The sequence below is a fragment of the Microbacterium sp. lyk4-40-TSB-66 genome, from assembly GCF_030209475.1.
GTDB lineage: Bacteria > Actinomycetota > Actinomycetes > Actinomycetales > Microbacteriaceae > Microbacterium.
Genome location: NZ_JARVRW010000004.1, coordinates 268,301 through 283,712 on the forward strand (window position 1 = coordinate 268,301; position 15,412 = coordinate 283,712).

Annotated in this window: 16 protein-coding genes; 11 read left to right on the plus strand and 5 right to left on the minus strand. The window is 70.6% G+C overall.

All coding sequences use genetic code 11. The annotated features are described in order from the left end of the window. Positions 1 to 29: 29 nt before the first annotated feature. The 5 genes from coaD (at position 30) to mutM (ending at position 3,195) form a co-directional block, all read left to right on the plus strand. Complete coding sequence (gene coaD, locus QRO03_RS08820) at positions 30 to 527, plus strand: pantetheine-phosphate adenylyltransferase (RefSeq protein WP_285137142.1); 498 nt, start codon at positions 30 to 32, stop codon at positions 525 to 527. 375 nt (positions 528 to 902) lie between these two features. Beyond that, positions 903 to 1,397 carry a YceD family protein gene (locus tag QRO03_RS08825; RefSeq protein ID WP_285137324.1) on the plus strand — a complete coding sequence of 165 codons (495 nt, stop codon included), beginning with the start codon at positions 903 to 905 and terminating at the stop codon, positions 1,395 to 1,397. A gap of 2 nt (positions 1,398 to 1,399) precedes the next feature. Continuing rightward, on the plus strand, positions 1,400 to 1,609 hold the full coding sequence (gene rpmF / locus QRO03_RS08830) for a 50S ribosomal protein L32 (protein ID WP_019179169.1): 210 nt from the start codon (positions 1,400 to 1,402) through the stop codon (positions 1,607 to 1,609). Between the two features lie 10 nt (positions 1,610 to 1,619). Next, positions 1,620 to 2,312, plus strand: a complete 693-nt coding sequence (gene rnc / locus QRO03_RS08835) for a ribonuclease III (protein ID WP_285137143.1) — start codon at positions 1,620 to 1,622, stop codon at positions 2,310 to 2,312. After that, a complete protein-coding gene (gene mutM, locus QRO03_RS08840) occupies positions 2,305 to 3,195 on the plus strand; it encodes a bifunctional DNA-formamidopyrimidine glycosylase/DNA-(apurinic or apyrimidinic site) lyase (RefSeq protein WP_285137144.1) in 891 nt (296 codons plus the stop codon). The genes rnc and mutM overlap by 8 nt, the downstream gene beginning before the upstream one ends. A 94-nt stretch (positions 3,196 to 3,289) precedes the next feature. Here mutM and QRO03_RS08845 read toward each other — a convergent pair whose 3' ends face one another. Both QRO03_RS08845 and QRO03_RS08850 read right to left on the minus strand, forming a co-directional pair. Continuing rightward, positions 3,290 to 4,372, minus strand: coding sequence for a GNAT family N-acetyltransferase (locus tag QRO03_RS08845; protein WP_285137145.1), 1,083 nt, complete (start codon positions 4,370 to 4,372; stop codon positions 3,290 to 3,292). A gap of 68 nt (positions 4,373 to 4,440) precedes the next feature. Further along, complete coding sequence (locus tag QRO03_RS08850) at positions 4,441 to 4,722, minus strand: hypothetical protein (protein WP_285137146.1); 282 nt, start codon at positions 4,720 to 4,722, stop codon at positions 4,441 to 4,443. 436 nt (positions 4,723 to 5,158) lie between these two features. Between QRO03_RS08850 and smc the strand changes: the two genes are divergently transcribed. The 4 genes from smc to QRO03_RS08870 all read left to right on the plus strand — a co-directional run bounded on the left by smc (position 5,159) and on the right by QRO03_RS08870 (position 10,644). Beyond that, positions 5,159 to 8,719 (plus strand): chromosome segregation protein SMC, encoded by a 3,561-nt coding sequence (smc, locus tag QRO03_RS08855; protein WP_285137147.1) that lies wholly within the window; start codon positions 5,159 to 5,161, stop codon positions 8,717 to 8,719. 4 nt (positions 8,720 to 8,723) lie between these two features. Continuing rightward, positions 8,724 to 9,596 (plus strand): signal recognition particle-docking protein FtsY, encoded by an 873-nt coding sequence (gene ftsY, locus QRO03_RS08860; protein WP_055954091.1) that lies wholly within the window; start codon positions 8,724 to 8,726, stop codon positions 9,594 to 9,596. A gap of 114 nt (positions 9,597 to 9,710) precedes the next feature. Beyond that, positions 9,711 to 10,211 carry a DUF2004 domain-containing protein gene (locus QRO03_RS08865; RefSeq protein ID WP_285137148.1) on the plus strand — a complete coding sequence of 167 codons (501 nt, stop codon included), beginning with the start codon at positions 9,711 to 9,713 and terminating at the stop codon, positions 10,209 to 10,211. Positions 10,212 to 10,215: 4 nt separating this feature from the next. Continuing rightward, the gene (locus tag QRO03_RS08870; RefSeq protein WP_285137149.1) at positions 10,216 to 10,644 is read left to right on the plus strand and encodes an MSMEG_6728 family protein; all 429 of its coding nucleotides are present in this window, start codon (positions 10,216 to 10,218) and stop codon (positions 10,642 to 10,644) included. Positions 10,645 to 10,660: 16 nt separating this feature from the next. On the opposite strand, the gene lipA is transcribed toward QRO03_RS08870, so the two are convergent. Together lipA and lipB are read right to left on the minus strand one after the other, a co-directional pair. Next, positions 10,661 to 11,695 carry a lipoyl synthase gene (gene lipA, locus QRO03_RS08875; protein WP_285137150.1) on the minus strand — a complete coding sequence of 345 codons (1,035 nt, stop codon included), beginning with the start codon at positions 11,693 to 11,695 and terminating at the stop codon, positions 10,661 to 10,663. Next, complete coding sequence (gene lipB / locus QRO03_RS08880; RefSeq protein WP_285137151.1) at positions 11,692 to 12,330, minus strand: lipoyl(octanoyl) transferase LipB; 639 nt, start codon at positions 12,328 to 12,330, stop codon at positions 11,692 to 11,694. Before lipB ends, lipA begins: the two co-directional genes overlap by 4 nt. Before the next feature lie 65 nt (positions 12,331 to 12,395). On the opposite strand from lipB, the gene QRO03_RS08885 reads away from it, so the two are divergent. Continuing rightward, positions 12,396 to 12,950: a TetR/AcrR family transcriptional regulator gene (locus tag QRO03_RS08885; protein ID WP_285137152.1), complete on the plus strand. Its 555-nt coding sequence runs from the start codon at positions 12,396 to 12,398 to the stop codon at positions 12,948 to 12,950. Between the two features lie 145 nt (positions 12,951 to 13,095). Further along, positions 13,096 to 14,640, plus strand: a complete 1,545-nt coding sequence (gene ffh, locus QRO03_RS08890; RefSeq protein ID WP_285137153.1) for a signal recognition particle protein — start codon at positions 13,096 to 13,098, stop codon at positions 14,638 to 14,640. A 22-nt stretch (positions 14,641 to 14,662) separates the two neighbouring features. On the opposite strand, the gene QRO03_RS08895 is transcribed toward ffh, so the two are convergent. Beyond that, entirely contained in the window at positions 14,663 to 15,409 is a 747-nt protein-coding gene (locus QRO03_RS08895) for an SGNH/GDSL hydrolase family protein (protein ID WP_285137154.1), read from the minus strand. Positions 15,410 to 15,412: the final 3 nt, after the last annotated feature.

Sequence of the window (15,412 nt, forward strand, 5' to 3'; positions counted from 1 at the left end):
TCCGCGGGTCGCGTCGATAGGCTGACGGCATGGATCCCCGGATCGCCGTCGTCCCCGGCTCGTTCGACCCGCCCACGCTCGGTCATCTCGACGTCATCCGTCGTGCCGCCGGCCTGTTCGACCAGCTTCACGTGCTGGTCGTGCACAACCCCGGCAAAGAGGCGATGCTGCCCCTCGCCGAGCGCCAGCGTCTGCTCGAGCAGTCGATCTCGGAGGCGGGGGTCGAGGGCGATGTGATCATCGCGGCCTGGAGCATGGGCCTCCTCGTCGATTACGCCACCGATGTGGGAGCGAAGGTGCTGGTCAAGGGCATCCGTTCGCAGGTCGACGTGGCGTACGAGACCCCGATGGCGATCGTCAACCGCGACCTCGCGCACGTCGAGACGGTGTTCCTGCTGCCCGACCCCTCGCACGCGCTCGTGTCGAGCTCCCTCGTCCGCCAGGTGGCCGGCCTCGGCGGAGACGTGTCGCCGTACGTCCCGCCCGCCGTCGCGCGCTACCTCGACACCGGCGCCCGCGGCATCTAAGTGCCTGCGCGCCTCGTGGGGTGCGAGGTGGTCCGCGGCGTGCTGCGTGGCGGCACGCGCGGCACTGCGCCGCGGCTCCGTCCTCACGCATAAACACGATCCGTGCGCATAAACGCGTGCTCGTCGTGTTTATGCGCACGGATAGCGTTTATGCGTGACCGCGCACGCGACGTCGGGCCGCGGCCCGGCTCCGTCTGACGTCACGCCGCCCCGCTGGGCACTTCAGGTGCCAGCGCCGACAGCCCGCGCCGCACCGTCGCGGGCCCCGCCCGGCCCCCGCTCAGGGGGGCGCGGGTAGCATGGACGACCGTGAGAACCCGTCGACCCGGCCCCTTCCAACTCCCCGTCCGCGACATCGAGCACCATCCCGGTGAGATGCGCGAGCACAGCCTCGACCTCCCCACTCCCGAGAAATGGGGCGAGGGCCTGCTCTCGATCCCCGAGGGCGAGATCCTCGCACTCGAGGTGCGTCTGGAGTCGGTGCACGAGGGCATTCTCGTCTCGGGCACCGTCGACACCACCGCCACGGGCGTGTGCGGACGCTGCCTCATCGACATCGAGGAGCCTGTCGAAGTCGAGTTCCAGGAACTTTTCGCGTATCCTGGGGACGAAGCGAGTGACTTCGACGTTCAAGACGACCACGTGGATCTTGAAAATCTGGTCCGGGATGCCATTGTCCTGTCGCTTCCGTTCCAGCCGGTGTGTCAGCCGGACTGCCCCGGGCTCGACCCGATCACGGGCGAGAGGCTGACGCAAAGCACCGGCGACACGGAGCAGACGCCCGTCGATTCTCGATGGGCCGCGCTCCAGCAGTACACCCCAGACGACGGCGATGCGCTCCGCGCCGCCCCCAAGACAGAGAAGAGCTAGTCATGGCAGGTAACCCCCCGAAGCGGAAGGTCTCCCGCTCGAACACCCGCTCGCGTCGCGCGCAGTGGAAGGCCGAGGCCCCCACGCTGGTCAAGACCATCGAGAACGGCAAGGTCGTCTACAGCCGTCCGCACCAGGCGAAGGTCGTCACCGACTCGCAGGGCACCGAGCTCTTCCTCGAGTACAAGGGCCGCAAGGTCGCCGACGTCTGATCGGCGATTCGTGACGCGTAACAACGTCGAGCGCGCTGCGCTCACCGAGAAGCTCGGGGTCGACATAGACCCCGAGCTTCTTTCTCTTGCCCTCACCCACCGCTCGTACGCGTACGAGAACGGCGGCATCCCGCACAACGAGCGCCTGGAGTTCCTCGGCGACTCGGTGCTCGGCCAGGCCGTCACGGTGCGCCTGTTCACACGGCATCCGGAGCTCGAAGAGGGCGGCCTCGCCAAGCGCCGCGCCAGCGTCGTATCGACCGTCGCCCTCGCCGAGGTGGCCCGCAGGATCGGTCTGGGGGCTCACGTGCGCCTCGGTCGCGGCGAGATCCTCACCGGCGGGCGCGACAAGGACTCGATCCTCGCCGACACGATGGAGGCCCTGATCGGGGCGGCCTTCCTTTCGGCGGGACCCGAGGCTTCGACGGCCATGGTGCTGCGGTTGGTCGAACCGCTCCTGGCCGACCCCGAACGCTACGGCGCCGCGATGGACCCGAAGACGAGCCTGCAGGAGATCGCGGCGCGCCAGGGTCTGCTCGCGCCGGTCTACACCGTGCAGGCGACCGGTCCCGATCACGACCGTCGGTTCACCGCCACGGTGACCGTCGGCGACCTCGCCACCACGGGCAACGGGTCGAGCAAGAAGCAGGCCGAGATGGCCGCGGCCCTCACCGCGTGGCGCGAGCTCGACACCCGTGCCTGAGCTCCCCGAGGTCGAGGTCGTGCGCGCCGGCCTCGAGCCGGCCGTCGCCGGTGCGCTGATCACATCCGTCGACGTGCGCGACGAGCGCGCGTTGACGCGGCATACCGGAGGTGCGGCCCACTTCGAGACCGAACTGACGGGCCGGCGCATCACCGCCGCCGTGCGCCGGGGGAAGTTCCTGTGGATGCCGGTGGCCGGCGACGAAGCGATCGTCACGCACCTCGGGATGAGTGGGCAGATGCTCCTGCGCGTGCCCGGCGCTCCGGAGGAACGTCACGAGCGCATCCGCATCGAGATCGAGCATCCCGTTCACGGGCCGGTGTCGGTCGTCTTCGCCGACCAGCGCACGTTCGGCTCGCTCGCGCTCGACGAGCTCGTCGACACCCCCGACGGCGCCGCGGGCGGACGGGGATCGGACCTCTCGCGCGTGCCCACGCAGGTGGCGCACATCGGCCGCGATCCTCTCGATCCCGCCTTCGACGCGGCGCGGTTCCGCGCGAGGCTGGGCCGCACGGCGTCGGGGATCAAGCGCGTGCTCCTCGATCAGACGGTCGCCAGCGGCATCGGCAACATCTACGCCGACGAGTCGCTGTGGGCGTCGCGGATCCACCCCGAGACTGCCGGCTCCGATCTGCCGACCCGTTCGGTGAACCGCCTGCTCGGCGAGGTGCGTGCGGTGCTCGAGAAGGCGCTGGCCGAGGGCGGGACGAGCTTCGACGCGCAGTACGTGAACGTCAACGGCCAGGCGGGCTACTTCGCACACTCGCTCAACGCCTATGGCCGCACCGGTCAGCCATGCCCCCGGTGCGACCGCCCCATCGTGCGCGTGTCGTTCATGAACCGCTCGAGCCATTACTGCCCGCACTGCCAGAAGCGGCGCTGATCCTCGGCCGCGCCCGGACCGACCGCACGAGGCGCCGAAAAGCGTGGCCACAGCGCTCCCGGGCGACGGTTCCCGGCGACTCGCGCCGTCGGTGTCAGGCGAGCACCTTCTGCCACACGCCTTCGTAGGAGATCGGGGCGAAGCCGATCCGCTCGTTGATCGAGAGCATCGGGCGGTTCTCCTCCGCGTTGTAGGTGATCACGCGGGGTGAGTCGGGGGCCACGTCCCGCCACGCGAGGAGGCCGGCGCACTTGACCAGCAGGCCCAGCCGATGCCCGCGATGGGAGGCGACGACGAGGGTGTCCTCCTGTCCCGTCACCGCCGTGCGGTCCTTGCCGATGACGAGCTCGTTGAAGGCGGCGAGCTCGCCCGAGTCCACGTGCTGCGCCGCGGTCACCAGCATGTGGCGACCCGCGTCGAGGTACGTGGCCTCGTGTCGGCGGAGCCGCGCGGCATCCCACACCTCTTCGTCGACGTCGAGATCGGCGGACGGCGCGTCGGTCGCCATGCGGGACTTCATCCAGGCGAAGGAGTCGACGAACTCGTCGGGCGTGGGCAGCGTCCACTGCACCACGCGATAGCCCGCCGAGGCGGCCTCGGCCTCGGCGAGGAGGGCACCGAGGTGAGGGCGGGCATCGGCGAGATCGAGCGTGCTCACGCGCACGATCTGCTCGAGCGTGCACCCGGATGCCAGGAGGAACCGCGCGGCGTGGTCCTTCGGCACCGCGCCGAAACCCGTGGGCGCCGCCAGCTGCGGTCCCTCGGCGGCGGGGTGCGCGGCCCACGACTGCAGGACCGTGCGTCCGTGGGCGCGGGCGAGGGTCTCGATCATGGCGAAGGCGGCGCGACCGATGCCGTGTCCCCACGCGGACCGGCGCAGTTCGATGAGGAACGAGCCCGTGCGGGCGCCCTCCTCCTGGGGGAGGTCGAGGCCCGCGCGACCGACGACCTCGCCGTGGAACACGGCGATCCACGAGAACCGCTTCACCTCCGGCCGGGGCTGGAACAGGGGGAGCAGTTCGTCGGCGGGCATCGACTCGTCGTCGTGGCCGGAGCCCTCCTTGTAGACGAGGTTGCGCAGGCGCACCATCTCGCGGAAGTCGGCGGCATCGTCGTCGTCGATGGATGCCGGGATGTGCAGGGGCCGCAGCTCGAGGCCGACGGGAAGGGAGGTCATGAGAGTGCTTTCGGTTCGGAGGAGATGTCGCGGGGTGGGGCCGGCCGGACGAGGCCGGCCCCACGGGATCACAGCGGCGGCCGCGTGAGTGCGGCCGTGCGGTGCCAGGCGCGTTCGCGCGCAGTGCGCTCGGCGTCGGCGGCGCGACGACGGTGCGCGCGGTCGGCCCGATGTTCGAGCGAACGGCCGCGGGAGGCGTGACGCGTCAGCAGCCACAGACCGAGGCGCAACGACAGCCGGTCGAGCAGACCCAACGGCCGGTCGGTGGCGGTGTCGATCGTGATGGTGGACGAGGTGGAGGAGAGCGCGGCCGAGGCATGCTGCGGCGCGCGCGCGAACAGGGCGTTCATGCGGAGGCTCCGTGGGAGAGAGAACGAGAGAGGGACGCGACGTGCGCGTGGCGGGATCGGAGAGATCCGGGCGAGCAGCGAAACGGAACTCGCGAGAAGCGGAGACGCGGGGCGTCTCGACGCGACGGGGTCAGCCCTGGAAGACGGGCATGCCGACGGCGGTGGTCACTCCGGTGACGGGTGCGGACAGCACGGGGGCGGCGACGAAGCCGGTGGCGGTGAAGCCGGTCGTGGTGCGAATCATGGGGTGACCTCCTTTCGACGTCGGTTGCGACCCCCGACGCTAGCGGAGGTGGTCGCCGGAGGTCAAGCGATTTCCCAGAATCGGCTGACATCCGGGCGCGTCGTGAGCGCGGACGCGGCTCGCCGCCGCGGTTTTCCGCGGATCCTCGGCTAGCGTGAGGCGAAGGTTCGACAGGGCGGGAAGGCGGGTGGCATGCATCTGAAAAGCGTGACGCTCAAAGGCTTCAAGTCCTTCGCCCAATCGACGACCTTCGCCCTCGAACCCGGTGTGACCTGCATCGTCGGACCGAACGGATCGGGCAAGTCGAACGTCGTCGACGCTCTCGCGTGGGTCATGGGGGAGCAGGGCGCCAAGACCCTGCGCGGCGGGAAGATGGAGGACGTCATCTTCGCCGGGACGTCGACCCGCGGTCCGCTCGGGCGTGCCGAGGTTCAGCTCACGATCGACAACGGCGACGGTGCCCTGCCGATCGACTACAGCGAAGTCACCATCAGTCGGACGCTGTTCCGCACGGGCGCCAGCGAGTACGCCATCAACGGTCAGACGTGCCGCCTGCTCGACGTGCAGGAGCTGCTGAGCGACTCCGGACTCGGTCGCGAGATGCACGTCATCATCGGGCAGGGCCGGCTCGACACGGTGCTGCAGGCGACCGCGGAAGACCGCCGCGGCTTCATCGAAGAAGCCGCCGGCATCCTGAAGCATCGGCGCCGCAAAGAGAAGACCGTGCGCAAGCTCGAGGCGATGGAGACCAACCTCACCCGCCTCAGCGATCTCGCGGGCGAGCTGCGTCGCCAGCTCAAGCCCCTCGGCAAGCAGGCCGAGATCGCGCGGGAGGCCGCGACCATCGCCGCCGTGGTCCGCGATGCGAAGGCGCGGCTGTACGCCGACGACCTCGTGCGGTTGCGCACGCAGCTCGCCGACGCCGCCCGCGCCGAGAGTGAGCGGCACACCGAGCGTCTCGGGCTGCAGGAACAGGCCGACGGTCTGCGCCGGCGCGTCGAACGGCTCGAGAACGATCAGCGTTCAGAGGCCGTCGACCGCGCGCGCAGCGTCTCGTTCGGTCTCGAACAGGTGCAGGAGCGCCTGCGGGGCCTTTACTCCCTCGCCGGTCAGCGCCTCACCCTGCTGGCGGACGACGGCTCCGACGCCGCGACCTTCGCTCCGACCGTGTCGCAGAGCACGATCGACGACGTCCGAGCCGAGATAGACGACATCGCCGCCGGTCTGGGTGATGCGCAGGATGCCGCGGCCGAGGCCGCCCGGGAGGTCACGCGCGCCCGCGCCGACCTCGACGCCCTCGACGTCGACATCGCCGCGCAGAGCGCGCTCGTCTCCGAACACGACCTGAAGATCCAGGCGCTCCGCGGCACGGCGAACGCCGCGAACTCCGCCCTCGCGGCGGTGCGGGCCGGTGTGGACCGGCAGCAGCGGGCGCTGGACGCCGCCCTCGCGCGTCGGGCGGAAGCCGAGAGGGCGCGCGCCGAACTCGACCCCGACGTGGTGCCCGAGGCATCCACCGCCGAGCACGCCGCGGCCTACGACCGGGCACAGCGCGAGGCGAACGACGTCGAGTCCACGGTCGCCGGCCTGCGCGAACGCCTCCATGCCGCCGAGCGGGAGCGCGACGCCCTCGGCGCGCAGACGACAGCGCTCGGCCGCGCCCTCGACCTGCGCAACGCCGCGGCCGACCTGCTCGCCGCCGGCGGGCGGGGCGTGCGCGGCCTCGTGGGCGACCACGTCAAGGTCACCGCGGGGTACGAAGCCGCGATCGCCGCCGCACTGGGCTCGTTGGCGGAGGGATTGCTCGTCGACGACGCCGCGGCCGCCTTCACCGCGGCGCGCGAGGCGCGTGAAGGAGACCTCGGCGTGGTCGAGATCGTCATCGCCGGCACCGCCGCGCCCGACGGCGCCGCCCCGGAGGACGCGGCGACCCCGGTGGCGGGCGCCGTTCCCGCGACCGCGGTGGTCATCGGGTCACCGGGGGTGCTCGGCATCCTGGCGCGCACGGTGATCGTCGACGACCTCGCCGTTCTGCGCGAGGTGCAGGAGTCGTTGCCTCCCGAGGTCACCGTCGTCACCCGGGCCGGGGAGGTCGCGACGTCCCGGACGCTCCGGGCGGGCTCGGGGTCGGGACGGTCGCGGCTGGAGCTCGCCGCCGAGCGCGATGCGGCCGCCGAGCGGCTCGACGAGATCATCGTCATCGCCGATTCGCTGCGCGAGGCCCTCGCCGAGGAGCAGCGTGCGCTCACCGCCGCGCGGCACCGCACGAAAGAATCGCTGTCGACCCTGCGCGCCCACGATGCCGCGCTGGCCGCCCACGCCGAGAGGGTGAATCGGGTCACGGTGCGGCACGAGGCGGCGGTGGCGGAATGCGATCGTCTCGCCGCAGGTCTCGCGCAGACCGAGACGGCGGTCGCCGAGGCCGAGGATGCCGCCCGTCGCGCCGACGACGCGCTCGAGCGCGCGCAGGAAGCGCCGCGCCCTCTGCTCGACGCCTCGGCGCGCGAGGGCGTGGCGGCCGAGGTCGACGTCGCGCGCGAGAGGGAGATGCGGGCGCGTCTGGACATCGAGTCGCTGAAGGAGCGCGTGCGGGCGGGGGAGGCCCGCATCGTCCAGCTCGAGCAGCAGCGCGAGCGCGAACGCGCGGCCGCGGCGGAGGCCGCGCGTCGGGCGGTGGTCCGGCGCGCGCAGCGCGAGGTCGCCGCCGAGGTCGCCGGTCACCTCCCCGCGCTGCTGGACTCCGTCGATCGTTCGGTGAGTCAGGCACGGGTCGAGCTGGCGGCGGCGGAGTCCGCGCGCACGGCGATCGCCGAGGAACTGGCTCGCGCACGCGCCGACGAAGCCGCCGTCCGGGAACGTCTGGCGCGCCTCACCGAGAGCGTCCACGGCCTCGAGCTGCAGATGCACGAGAAGAAGCTCCACGCCACGAGCCTGCTCGAGCGCGTGCAGTCCGAGCTCGCGCTCGACGAGGACGTCCTCGTCGCGGAATACGGCCCCGATCAGCTCGTTCCGGTCGACCGGGAGGGCGAGGGCGCCCCGTTCGATCGCGCGGCTCAGAAGCGCCGACTCCAGGACGCCGAGCGTAAGCTGTCGCAGCTCGGGCGGGTCAACCCGCTCGCGCTGGAGGAGTTCGCGGCCCTCGAGCAGCGGCACGCCTTCCTCACCGAACAGCTCGCCGACCTGCAGCAGACCCGCGCCGACCTGCAGACGATCATCGCCGACCTCGACGAACGGATGCAGACGATCTTCGTCGCCGCGTTCGAGGACACGCGCGTCGCCTTCACCGAGATCTTCCCGATCCTCTTCCCCGGGGGCTCGGGCAGCATCTCGCTCACCGACCCCGAGTCGCCGTTGACCACCGGCATCGAGGTCGCGGTACGCCCCGTGGGGAAGAAGATCGAGCGATTGTCACTCCTCTCCGGCGGTGAGCGCTCCCTCGCGGCGGTGGCTTTCCTCACGTCGATCTTCACCGCGCGGCCGAGCCCGTTCTACATCCTCGACGAGGTCGAAGCCGCCCTCGACGACGCCAACCTCGGGCGGCTGCTGGGCGTGTTCGAGAAGCTGCGTGCAAGCAGTCAACTCATCGTGATCACCCACCAGAAGCGCACGATGGAGATCGCCGACGCGCTGTACGGCGTCTCGATGCGTCAGGACGGCGTGTCAGCCGTGGTCGGGCAGCGCGTGGGCGATCGCGCGGCCGTCCGCGCCGCCGCCCCGGCCGCCGCCGCCGACGAAGCCGCGCCCGTAAGCTGAAGCAATGGCTGAGAACTCCTGGTCGCTGGGCCGCGCGCTGCGCGGGTTGTTCGTCAAGCCCACGATCGACGAGACGACGTGGGACGACCTCGAGACGGCGCTGCTCACCGCCGACTTCGGTCCCGACGTCACCGAGCGCCTGATCGACGAGCTGCGCGAGAAGGTGGAGCGCTTCCGCACCACCGATCCGCGCGACCTGCAGCGGATGCTCCGCGAGACGCTCGAGGAGCACTTCGCGAAGTTCGACACCACGCTGCGTCTCACCGAGCGTCCCGCGGTCGTGCTCGTCGTCGGCGTGAACGGTGTGGGGAAGACGACGACGATCGGCAAGTTCGCCAAGTTCCTCCAGCGCTACGGCCGCACGGTCGTCGTCGGCGCGGCCGACACCTTCCGCGCCGCGGCCGTCGACCAGCTCGCGACGTGGGCCGAGCGCGGGGGAGCGACAATCGTGCGTCCGCAGCACGAGGGTCAGGACCCGGCATCCGTCGCCTTCCAGACCGTCGCCCACGCCAAAGAGACCGCGACCGAGATCGTGCTGATCGACACCGCCGGGCGTCTGCACACCAAGGGCGGTCTGATGGACGAGCTCGGCAAGATCAAGCGCGTGATCGAGAAGCAGGCGCCCATCAGCGAGGTGCTGCTCGTGCTCGATGCGACGACCGGCCAGAACGGTCTCATGCAGGCGCAGGCCTTCCTCGACAGCGCGGGGGTCACGGGTCTCGTCCTCACCAAGCTCGACGGGTCGGCCAAGGGCGGTTTCGTGCTCGCCGTGCAGGAGCTCACCGGCATCCCGGTCAAACTCCTCGGGCAGGGCGAGGGCATCGGCGACCTGACGGGATTCACCCCGCACGTGTTCGCGGCCTCGCTGGTCGACTGAGTTCCGCTCGACGTCGGGCCGCTCGCGCCGCCCCGCGAATCGGTGCCCATACCGCACCGCGAGCTGCGGGCGGGTCGTCTTCCCGAAGGCCGGACGGACTGCTTACATGGACATATGGCCATCGAGCACGACTTCTTCGGACTCCTCGAATCCGGCCCCGACGGGTCGATCTTCTGGAGTGAGAACGTGGAGTTCGGCGACCAGAGCGTCACCGTCGATCTGACGGCCCCCGACCAGGACGACGTGTCGGTGGAGGCGCTCGACGTCGCGGCATCCATGGTCTCGTCGCTCGAGTCGATCGACCTGGCCGCCCGCAACGCGATGGTGAACGAGCTGGACTCCCGCACCAGCGAGGTGACCGAGTACATCCTGCAGCAGCAGGCGACGCTCGGTGAGGAGCTCGACGACCTGCTCACCGACGTGAGCGGCGACACCCACATCGACGTCATCAAGGCGCTGCAGTTGATGAGCATGACGATCCTCGCCGACGAGCACGGCGGCGCCGACCCGTTCGCGGTGCTCGAGTACGCCCTCGATCCCGATGCCACCGACGACGTGCTGCTGGTCAACCTCGCCTCCGACGGTCACGTGCAGTCGGTCACGAGCGCCGACTGAGCGCGTGCAGACCTTTCTGCCGTATCCCTCTTTCGTCGACTCCGCCCGCGCTCTCGATGGGAAGCGGCTCGGCAAGCAGCGTGTCGAGACCTTCCAGCTCCTCCGGGCGCTGACGGTGCCCGGTCACGGGTGGCGGAACCATCCGGCGGCGAAGATGTGGGACGGACACCTTCCCGCGCTCGTCTCGTACGGACTCGTGATCACCGACGAGTGGATCGGCCAGGGGCGCAACGACACCGTGCGAGAGAAGATCCTCGTCTTCGCGCCCGAGGTCGACGGGGTCGCCCAGGATGACCTGGAGCTTCCCGCGTGGATCGGCGACGAGGCCTTCCATCGCGCCCACCGGTCGAATCTCATCCGCAAGGATGCCGAGTTCTACGTCCCGCGGTTCGGCGACGTGCCCGACGACCTGCCGTACATCTGGCCGGTTTAACCGGCGGCCGCGCCCCTCACACCGCCTGGGCGAAGCCCGCGTCGGCGTCCACGATGTCCTTCGCGAGGTGTGCGAGGTGAGGCGGGATCGGCTGCCCCTTCGACACCATCGACTGCGCCCACAGGCGCCCCGCGCGGTACGACGAGCGCACGAGGGGACCGGCGAGCACGCCGAGGAAACCGATGCGCTCCGCCTCCTCTTTGAACTCGACGAACTCCGCCGGCTTCACCCAGCGCTGCACGGGCAGGTGACGGGGCGTCGGACGCAGGTACTGCGTGATCGTGATGATGTCGGTGCCCGCGGAGCGCAGGTCTTCGAGGGCCTGGACGACCTCTTCGGGCTCCTCGCCCATACCGAGGATGAGGTTCGACTTGGTGATCAGGCCGGCGTCGCGGGCGGCGCTCAGCACGCCGAGGGAGCGGTCGTATCGGAAGGCCGGACGGATGCGCTTGAAGATGCGCGGCACCGTCTCGACGTTGTGCGCGAACACCTCGGGCCGCGACGAGAACACTTCCTCGAGGTGGGCCGGGTTGCCCGAGAAGTCGGTCGCCAGGATCTCCACGCCCGTCCCGGGGTTCTCGGCGTGGATGCGGCGCACCGTCTCGGCGTGCAGCCACGCACCCTCGTCGGGCAGGTCGTCGCGGGCGACGCCGGTGACGGTCGCGTAGCGCAACTGCATCCGGGTCACGCTCTCGGCGACGCGGCGCGGTTCGTCGCGGTCGTAGTCCGCCGGCTTACCGGTGTCGATCTGGCAGAAGTCGCAACGGCGCGTGCACTGGGAGCCGCCGATGAGGAAGGTCGCCTCGCGGTCCTCCCAGCATTCGAAGATGTTCGGGCAGCCCGCCTCCTGGCAGACCGTGTGCAACTCCTCGGTCTTCACGAGGTTCTGCAAGGCCGTGTACTCGGGGCCCATCCTGGCCTTGGTCTTGATCCACTCGGGCTTTCGCTCGATGGGCGTCTCGGCGTTGCGCACCTCGAGGCGCAGCAGCTTCCGCCCGTTCGGAGCAGTGGATGCCGCCGCCTGGGCGTTCCCGGTCCCGCAGGCGCTCACGCGGCCACCGCCGCGTACTCGGCGCGGAACACGCGCTCGATCGAGGGGACGAGGTCGGCGGGGCAGACGTCGGCGCCGACCACCTCGCTGACGGTCGTGACCCCGGCATCCGTGATACCGCAGGGGACGATGTGCCGGAAGCCGCCGAGCGAGTTGTCGCAGTTGACCGCGAAGCCGTGCATCGTGACGCCCTTCTCGACGCGGACGCCGATGGCCGCGACCTTGTCGACACTCAGGGGACGCTTCACCCAGACGCCGCTGCGACCCTCGACGCGGAAGCCGTCGACGCCGTGCTCGCGCAGCGCGTCGATGAGCAGCGCCTCGAGCCGGCGCACGTGGGCGACGACGTCGATCGGTTCGGGCAGTCTCACGATGGGGTAGCCGACGAGCTGGCCCGGGCCGTGCCACGTGATCTTCCCGCCGCGGTCCACGTCGATGACGGGGGTGCCGTCGTCGGGTCGCTCGTGCGCCTCGGTGCGCTTGCCCGCGGTGTAGACGGCCTCGTGTTCGAGCAGGAGCAGGGTGTCCGGGCGCTCGTCGGCGACGACGTCGGCGTGGATGCGGCGCTGGTGGGCCCACCCATCGAGGTAGGGGACGTACAGCGGAGCGAGGCCCGCCAGGTGGATGTCGATCATCGACCGCCTCCGATGTTGGATTGCGTCCAACAATACACGCGAGGTGACCCGTCTAGTCTGTATCGGTGACCCCCGAACCGCGCAGCGGCCGCCCGCGCGCCTCCTCGCGCGAGGTGCTCTCCGAGGCGGCGTGCGAGCTGTTCCTCGAGCAGGGTTACGACGCGACCAGCGTCTCCGACATCACGCGCCGCGCAGGGGTGAGCCGCTCGAGCTTCTTCAACTATTTCGCGGCGAAGAGCGACGTGCTCTGGTCGGGCTTCGACGAACAGGTGGATGCCGCGGGGCGACGCCTTCGCGCAGGCGAGGCGGTCGAGGGGGCGCTGACGGGCATCGGAGACGGACTCGCACCCGACGCGCTCGCCCTGGCGATCACCAACGCCGACGCGATGGGGATCGCGGGCGAGCTGGATCGCGACCGGGCCATCCGCCAGTTCCGTCTGCAGCGGGAGCTGGCGGCGCGATTCGTGCGCGACGGGATGCCGACGCTTCCGGCGGAGGTGCGCGCGGGCGCCCTGTCGGCGGCCGTGCTGGCGGCCGTCTGGGCGTGGGCGGACCGCACGGCGGCGGGTCGTCCCCTCGCCGAGGTGCTGGCGGCGACGATCGCCCTCGCCGGGGGCTGAGAGCTGCGGCACGACCTCGGTGAGGTGCGGGAAGCCAGGGGCATCCGTGCGCGAACCGCTGGCGCCGTGCGCATCGCGGAGGATGTGCGCGCGACGCGGGCGGTCGGCGGCACGTTCGGCGTCCCCCGCGTAAACTCATCACATCATGGCGACTTTCGGCACCCTCTCCGACCGGCTCACAGAGACCTTCCGCAACCTCCGGAAGAAGGGCCAGCTCACGCCCGCCGACGTCGACGGGACGGTGCGCGAGATCCGCCGGGCCCTCCTCGACGCCGACGTCGCGCTGCCCGTCGTCAAGGAGTTCACCGCCGCGATCCGCGAGCGCGCGCTCGGCGACGAGGTCAACCGCGCCCTGAACCCGGCGCAGCAGGTCGTGCAGATCGTCAACGACGAGCTCATCGGCATCCTGGGTGGTCAACAGCGACGCCTGCAGTTCGCGAAGAACCCCCCGACGGTCATCATGCTCGCCGGTCTCCAGGGATCGGGTAAGACGACGTTCGCCGGCAAGCTCGCGAAGATGCTCGAGAAGGACGGGCACACGCCCCTTCTCGTCGCGTGCGACCTCCAGCGTCCCAACGCCGTGAACCAGCTGCAGGTCGTCGCCGAGCGTGCGGGAGCGGCGATCTACGCCCCCGAGCCCGGCAACGGCGTCGGCGACCCGGTCAAGGTCGCGCGCGACGGCGTCGCCCACGCCACGCGCCAGCAGCACGACATCGTCATCATCGACACCGCCGGCCGCCTCGGCGTCGATGCCGAGCTGATGAAGCAGGCCTCCGACATCCGCAAGGCGACGCAGCCCGACGAGGTGCTGTTCGTCATCGACGCGATGATCGGTCAGGACGCGGTGAACACGGCCAAGGCCTTCCAGGACGGCGTCGATTTCACCGGTGTCGTGCTGTCGAAGCTCGACGGCGATGCCCGCGGTGGTGCGGCGCTCTCGGTCGCCTCGGTCACGGGGCGCCCGATCATCTTCGCCTCGACCGGTGAGGGTCTCGACGACGTCGAGCCGTTCCACCCCGACCGCATGGCATCCCGCATCCTGGATCTCGGTGACATCCTCACCCTGATCGAGCAGGCGCAGTCGGCGTTCGACGAGGCCGAGGCGATGGCCGTCGCCGAGAAGCTCGCCACCGAGACGTTCACGCTCGAGGACTTCCTGCAGCAGATGCAGCAGATGAAGAAGATGGGCTCCATGAAGAAGATGCTCGGGATGCTCCCGGGCATGGGCAACATGAAGCAGCAGCTCGAAGACTTCGACGAGCGCGAGATCGATCGCACCGAGGCCATCATCCGTTCGATGACCCTCGTCGAGCGACGCAACCCCAAGATCCTCAACGGCTCGCGGCGCCTGCGCATCGCACGCGGTTCCGGGATGACCGTCACCGACGTCAACCAGCTCGTCCAGCGCTTCGACCAGGCCTCCAAGATGATGAAGACCGTCGCGCGCGGCGGGGTGCCCAACATCCCGGGCATGGGTCCGGTCGGCGGCAAGCCCGGCGCGTCGTCCAAGCGCGGCAAGCAGCAGAAGGCGAAGGGCTCTCGGTCCGGTAACCCGGCCAAGCGCGCCGCCGAGAACGCCGGTATTGCTGCGGCGGCACCCGCGACGGGTTCCGGCTTCGGCCTGGGCGGTCAGGCGGCGCCGAGCGAGGCCGACCTCGCCGAGCTGCAGAAGATGCTCGGCAAGGGCTGAGTCCGCCCCTCGGCGTCCGGATTCACGGCAGCACCGCGGCGCCCTGCAGAGCCGACGCCACGGCCTCCTCGATGGCCCGCTGCCCACCGGCGGTCGGGTGCACGTCGTCGCTCTGCAACCATTCGGGGTGGCCGACGAGCGGCTGGCCGATGTCGATGTAGGTGCCACCGACCGCCTGAACGGCGTCGCGCAGCGCTTCCGAGGTGACCGTGGTGTCGTCGGGCACGTCGGGATCGTCGTTCCAGATGGTGCTCAGGCCGACGATGAGCGCATCCGGCGCCGCCTCGTGCAGGCGCTCGACGGTGTCGGCGGTCTCGAAACGGATCTCGTCGCCGTCCTGCCAGAAATCGTTGCTGGACGACTCCACGATCACCAGGTCGGGCTGCAGCGCGGCCACCGCGGGCACGAGTCCGGCGTACGGCGTGCCGCAATCGCCCTCCACGACGAAGCCCATACCGGGGCACGCGAGGTTGACGAGCGAATCGTGCGTCCGCTGAGCGAGCAGTCGCGGCCACGCTTCGCGCGCGGTGAGCCCGAAGCCCGACATCACCGAGTCACCGAGGGTGACCACTCTCTCCGACGGGGTGGCGCTCGACGACGGTGCGGGGGAGGGGGATGCCGCGAGCTGCGCCGGAGCGAACTGCGGCGTGGCGGTGGCGGTGGCGGGCTCGGCGGTGACGGGCTCGGCCGCGCATCCCGCGAGCAGGACGATGGCTGCAGCGGAGAGGGCCGTCAGCAGGACAGCCGGAGCGCCGCGTCCGGAGATCATGAC

Bases quoted from the DNA above. Each gene is read 5' to 3' on its own strand.
- QRO03_RS08895 (WP_285137154.1), bottom strand. From the start codon at position 15,409: ATGATCTCCGGACGCGGCGCTCCGGCTGTCCTGCTGACGGCCCTCTCC.
- coaD (WP_285137142.1), top strand. From the start codon at position 30: ATGGATCCCCGGATCGCCGTCGTCCCCGGCTCGTTCGACCCGCCCACG.
- ftsY (WP_055954091.1), top strand. From the start codon at position 8,724: ATGGCTGAGAACTCCTGGTCGCTGGGCCGCGCGCTGCGCGGGTTGTTC.
- rpmF (WP_019179169.1), top strand. From the start codon at position 1,400: ATGGCAGGTAACCCCCCGAAGCGGAAGGTCTCCCGCTCGAACACCCGC.
- QRO03_RS08865 (WP_285137148.1), top strand. From the start codon at position 9,711: ATGGCCATCGAGCACGACTTCTTCGGACTCCTCGAATCCGGCCCCGAC.
- ffh (WP_285137153.1), top strand. From the start codon at position 13,096: ATGGCGACTTTCGGCACCCTCTCCGACCGGCTCACAGAGACCTTCCGC.
- lipB (WP_285137151.1), bottom strand. From the start codon at position 12,330: ATGATCGACATCCACCTGGCGGGCCTCGCTCCGCTGTACGTCCCCTAC.
- QRO03_RS08825 (WP_285137324.1), top strand. From the start codon at position 903: ATGCGCGAGCACAGCCTCGACCTCCCCACTCCCGAGAAATGGGGCGAG.
- QRO03_RS08845 (WP_285137145.1), bottom strand. From the start codon at position 4,372: ATGACCTCCCTTCCCGTCGGCCTCGAGCTGCGGCCCCTGCACATCCCG.
- QRO03_RS08850 (WP_285137146.1), bottom strand. From the start codon at position 4,722: ATGAACGCCCTGTTCGCGCGCGCGCCGCAGCATGCCTCGGCCGCGCTC.
- smc (WP_285137147.1), top strand. From the start codon at position 5,159: ATGCATCTGAAAAGCGTGACGCTCAAAGGCTTCAAGTCCTTCGCCCAA.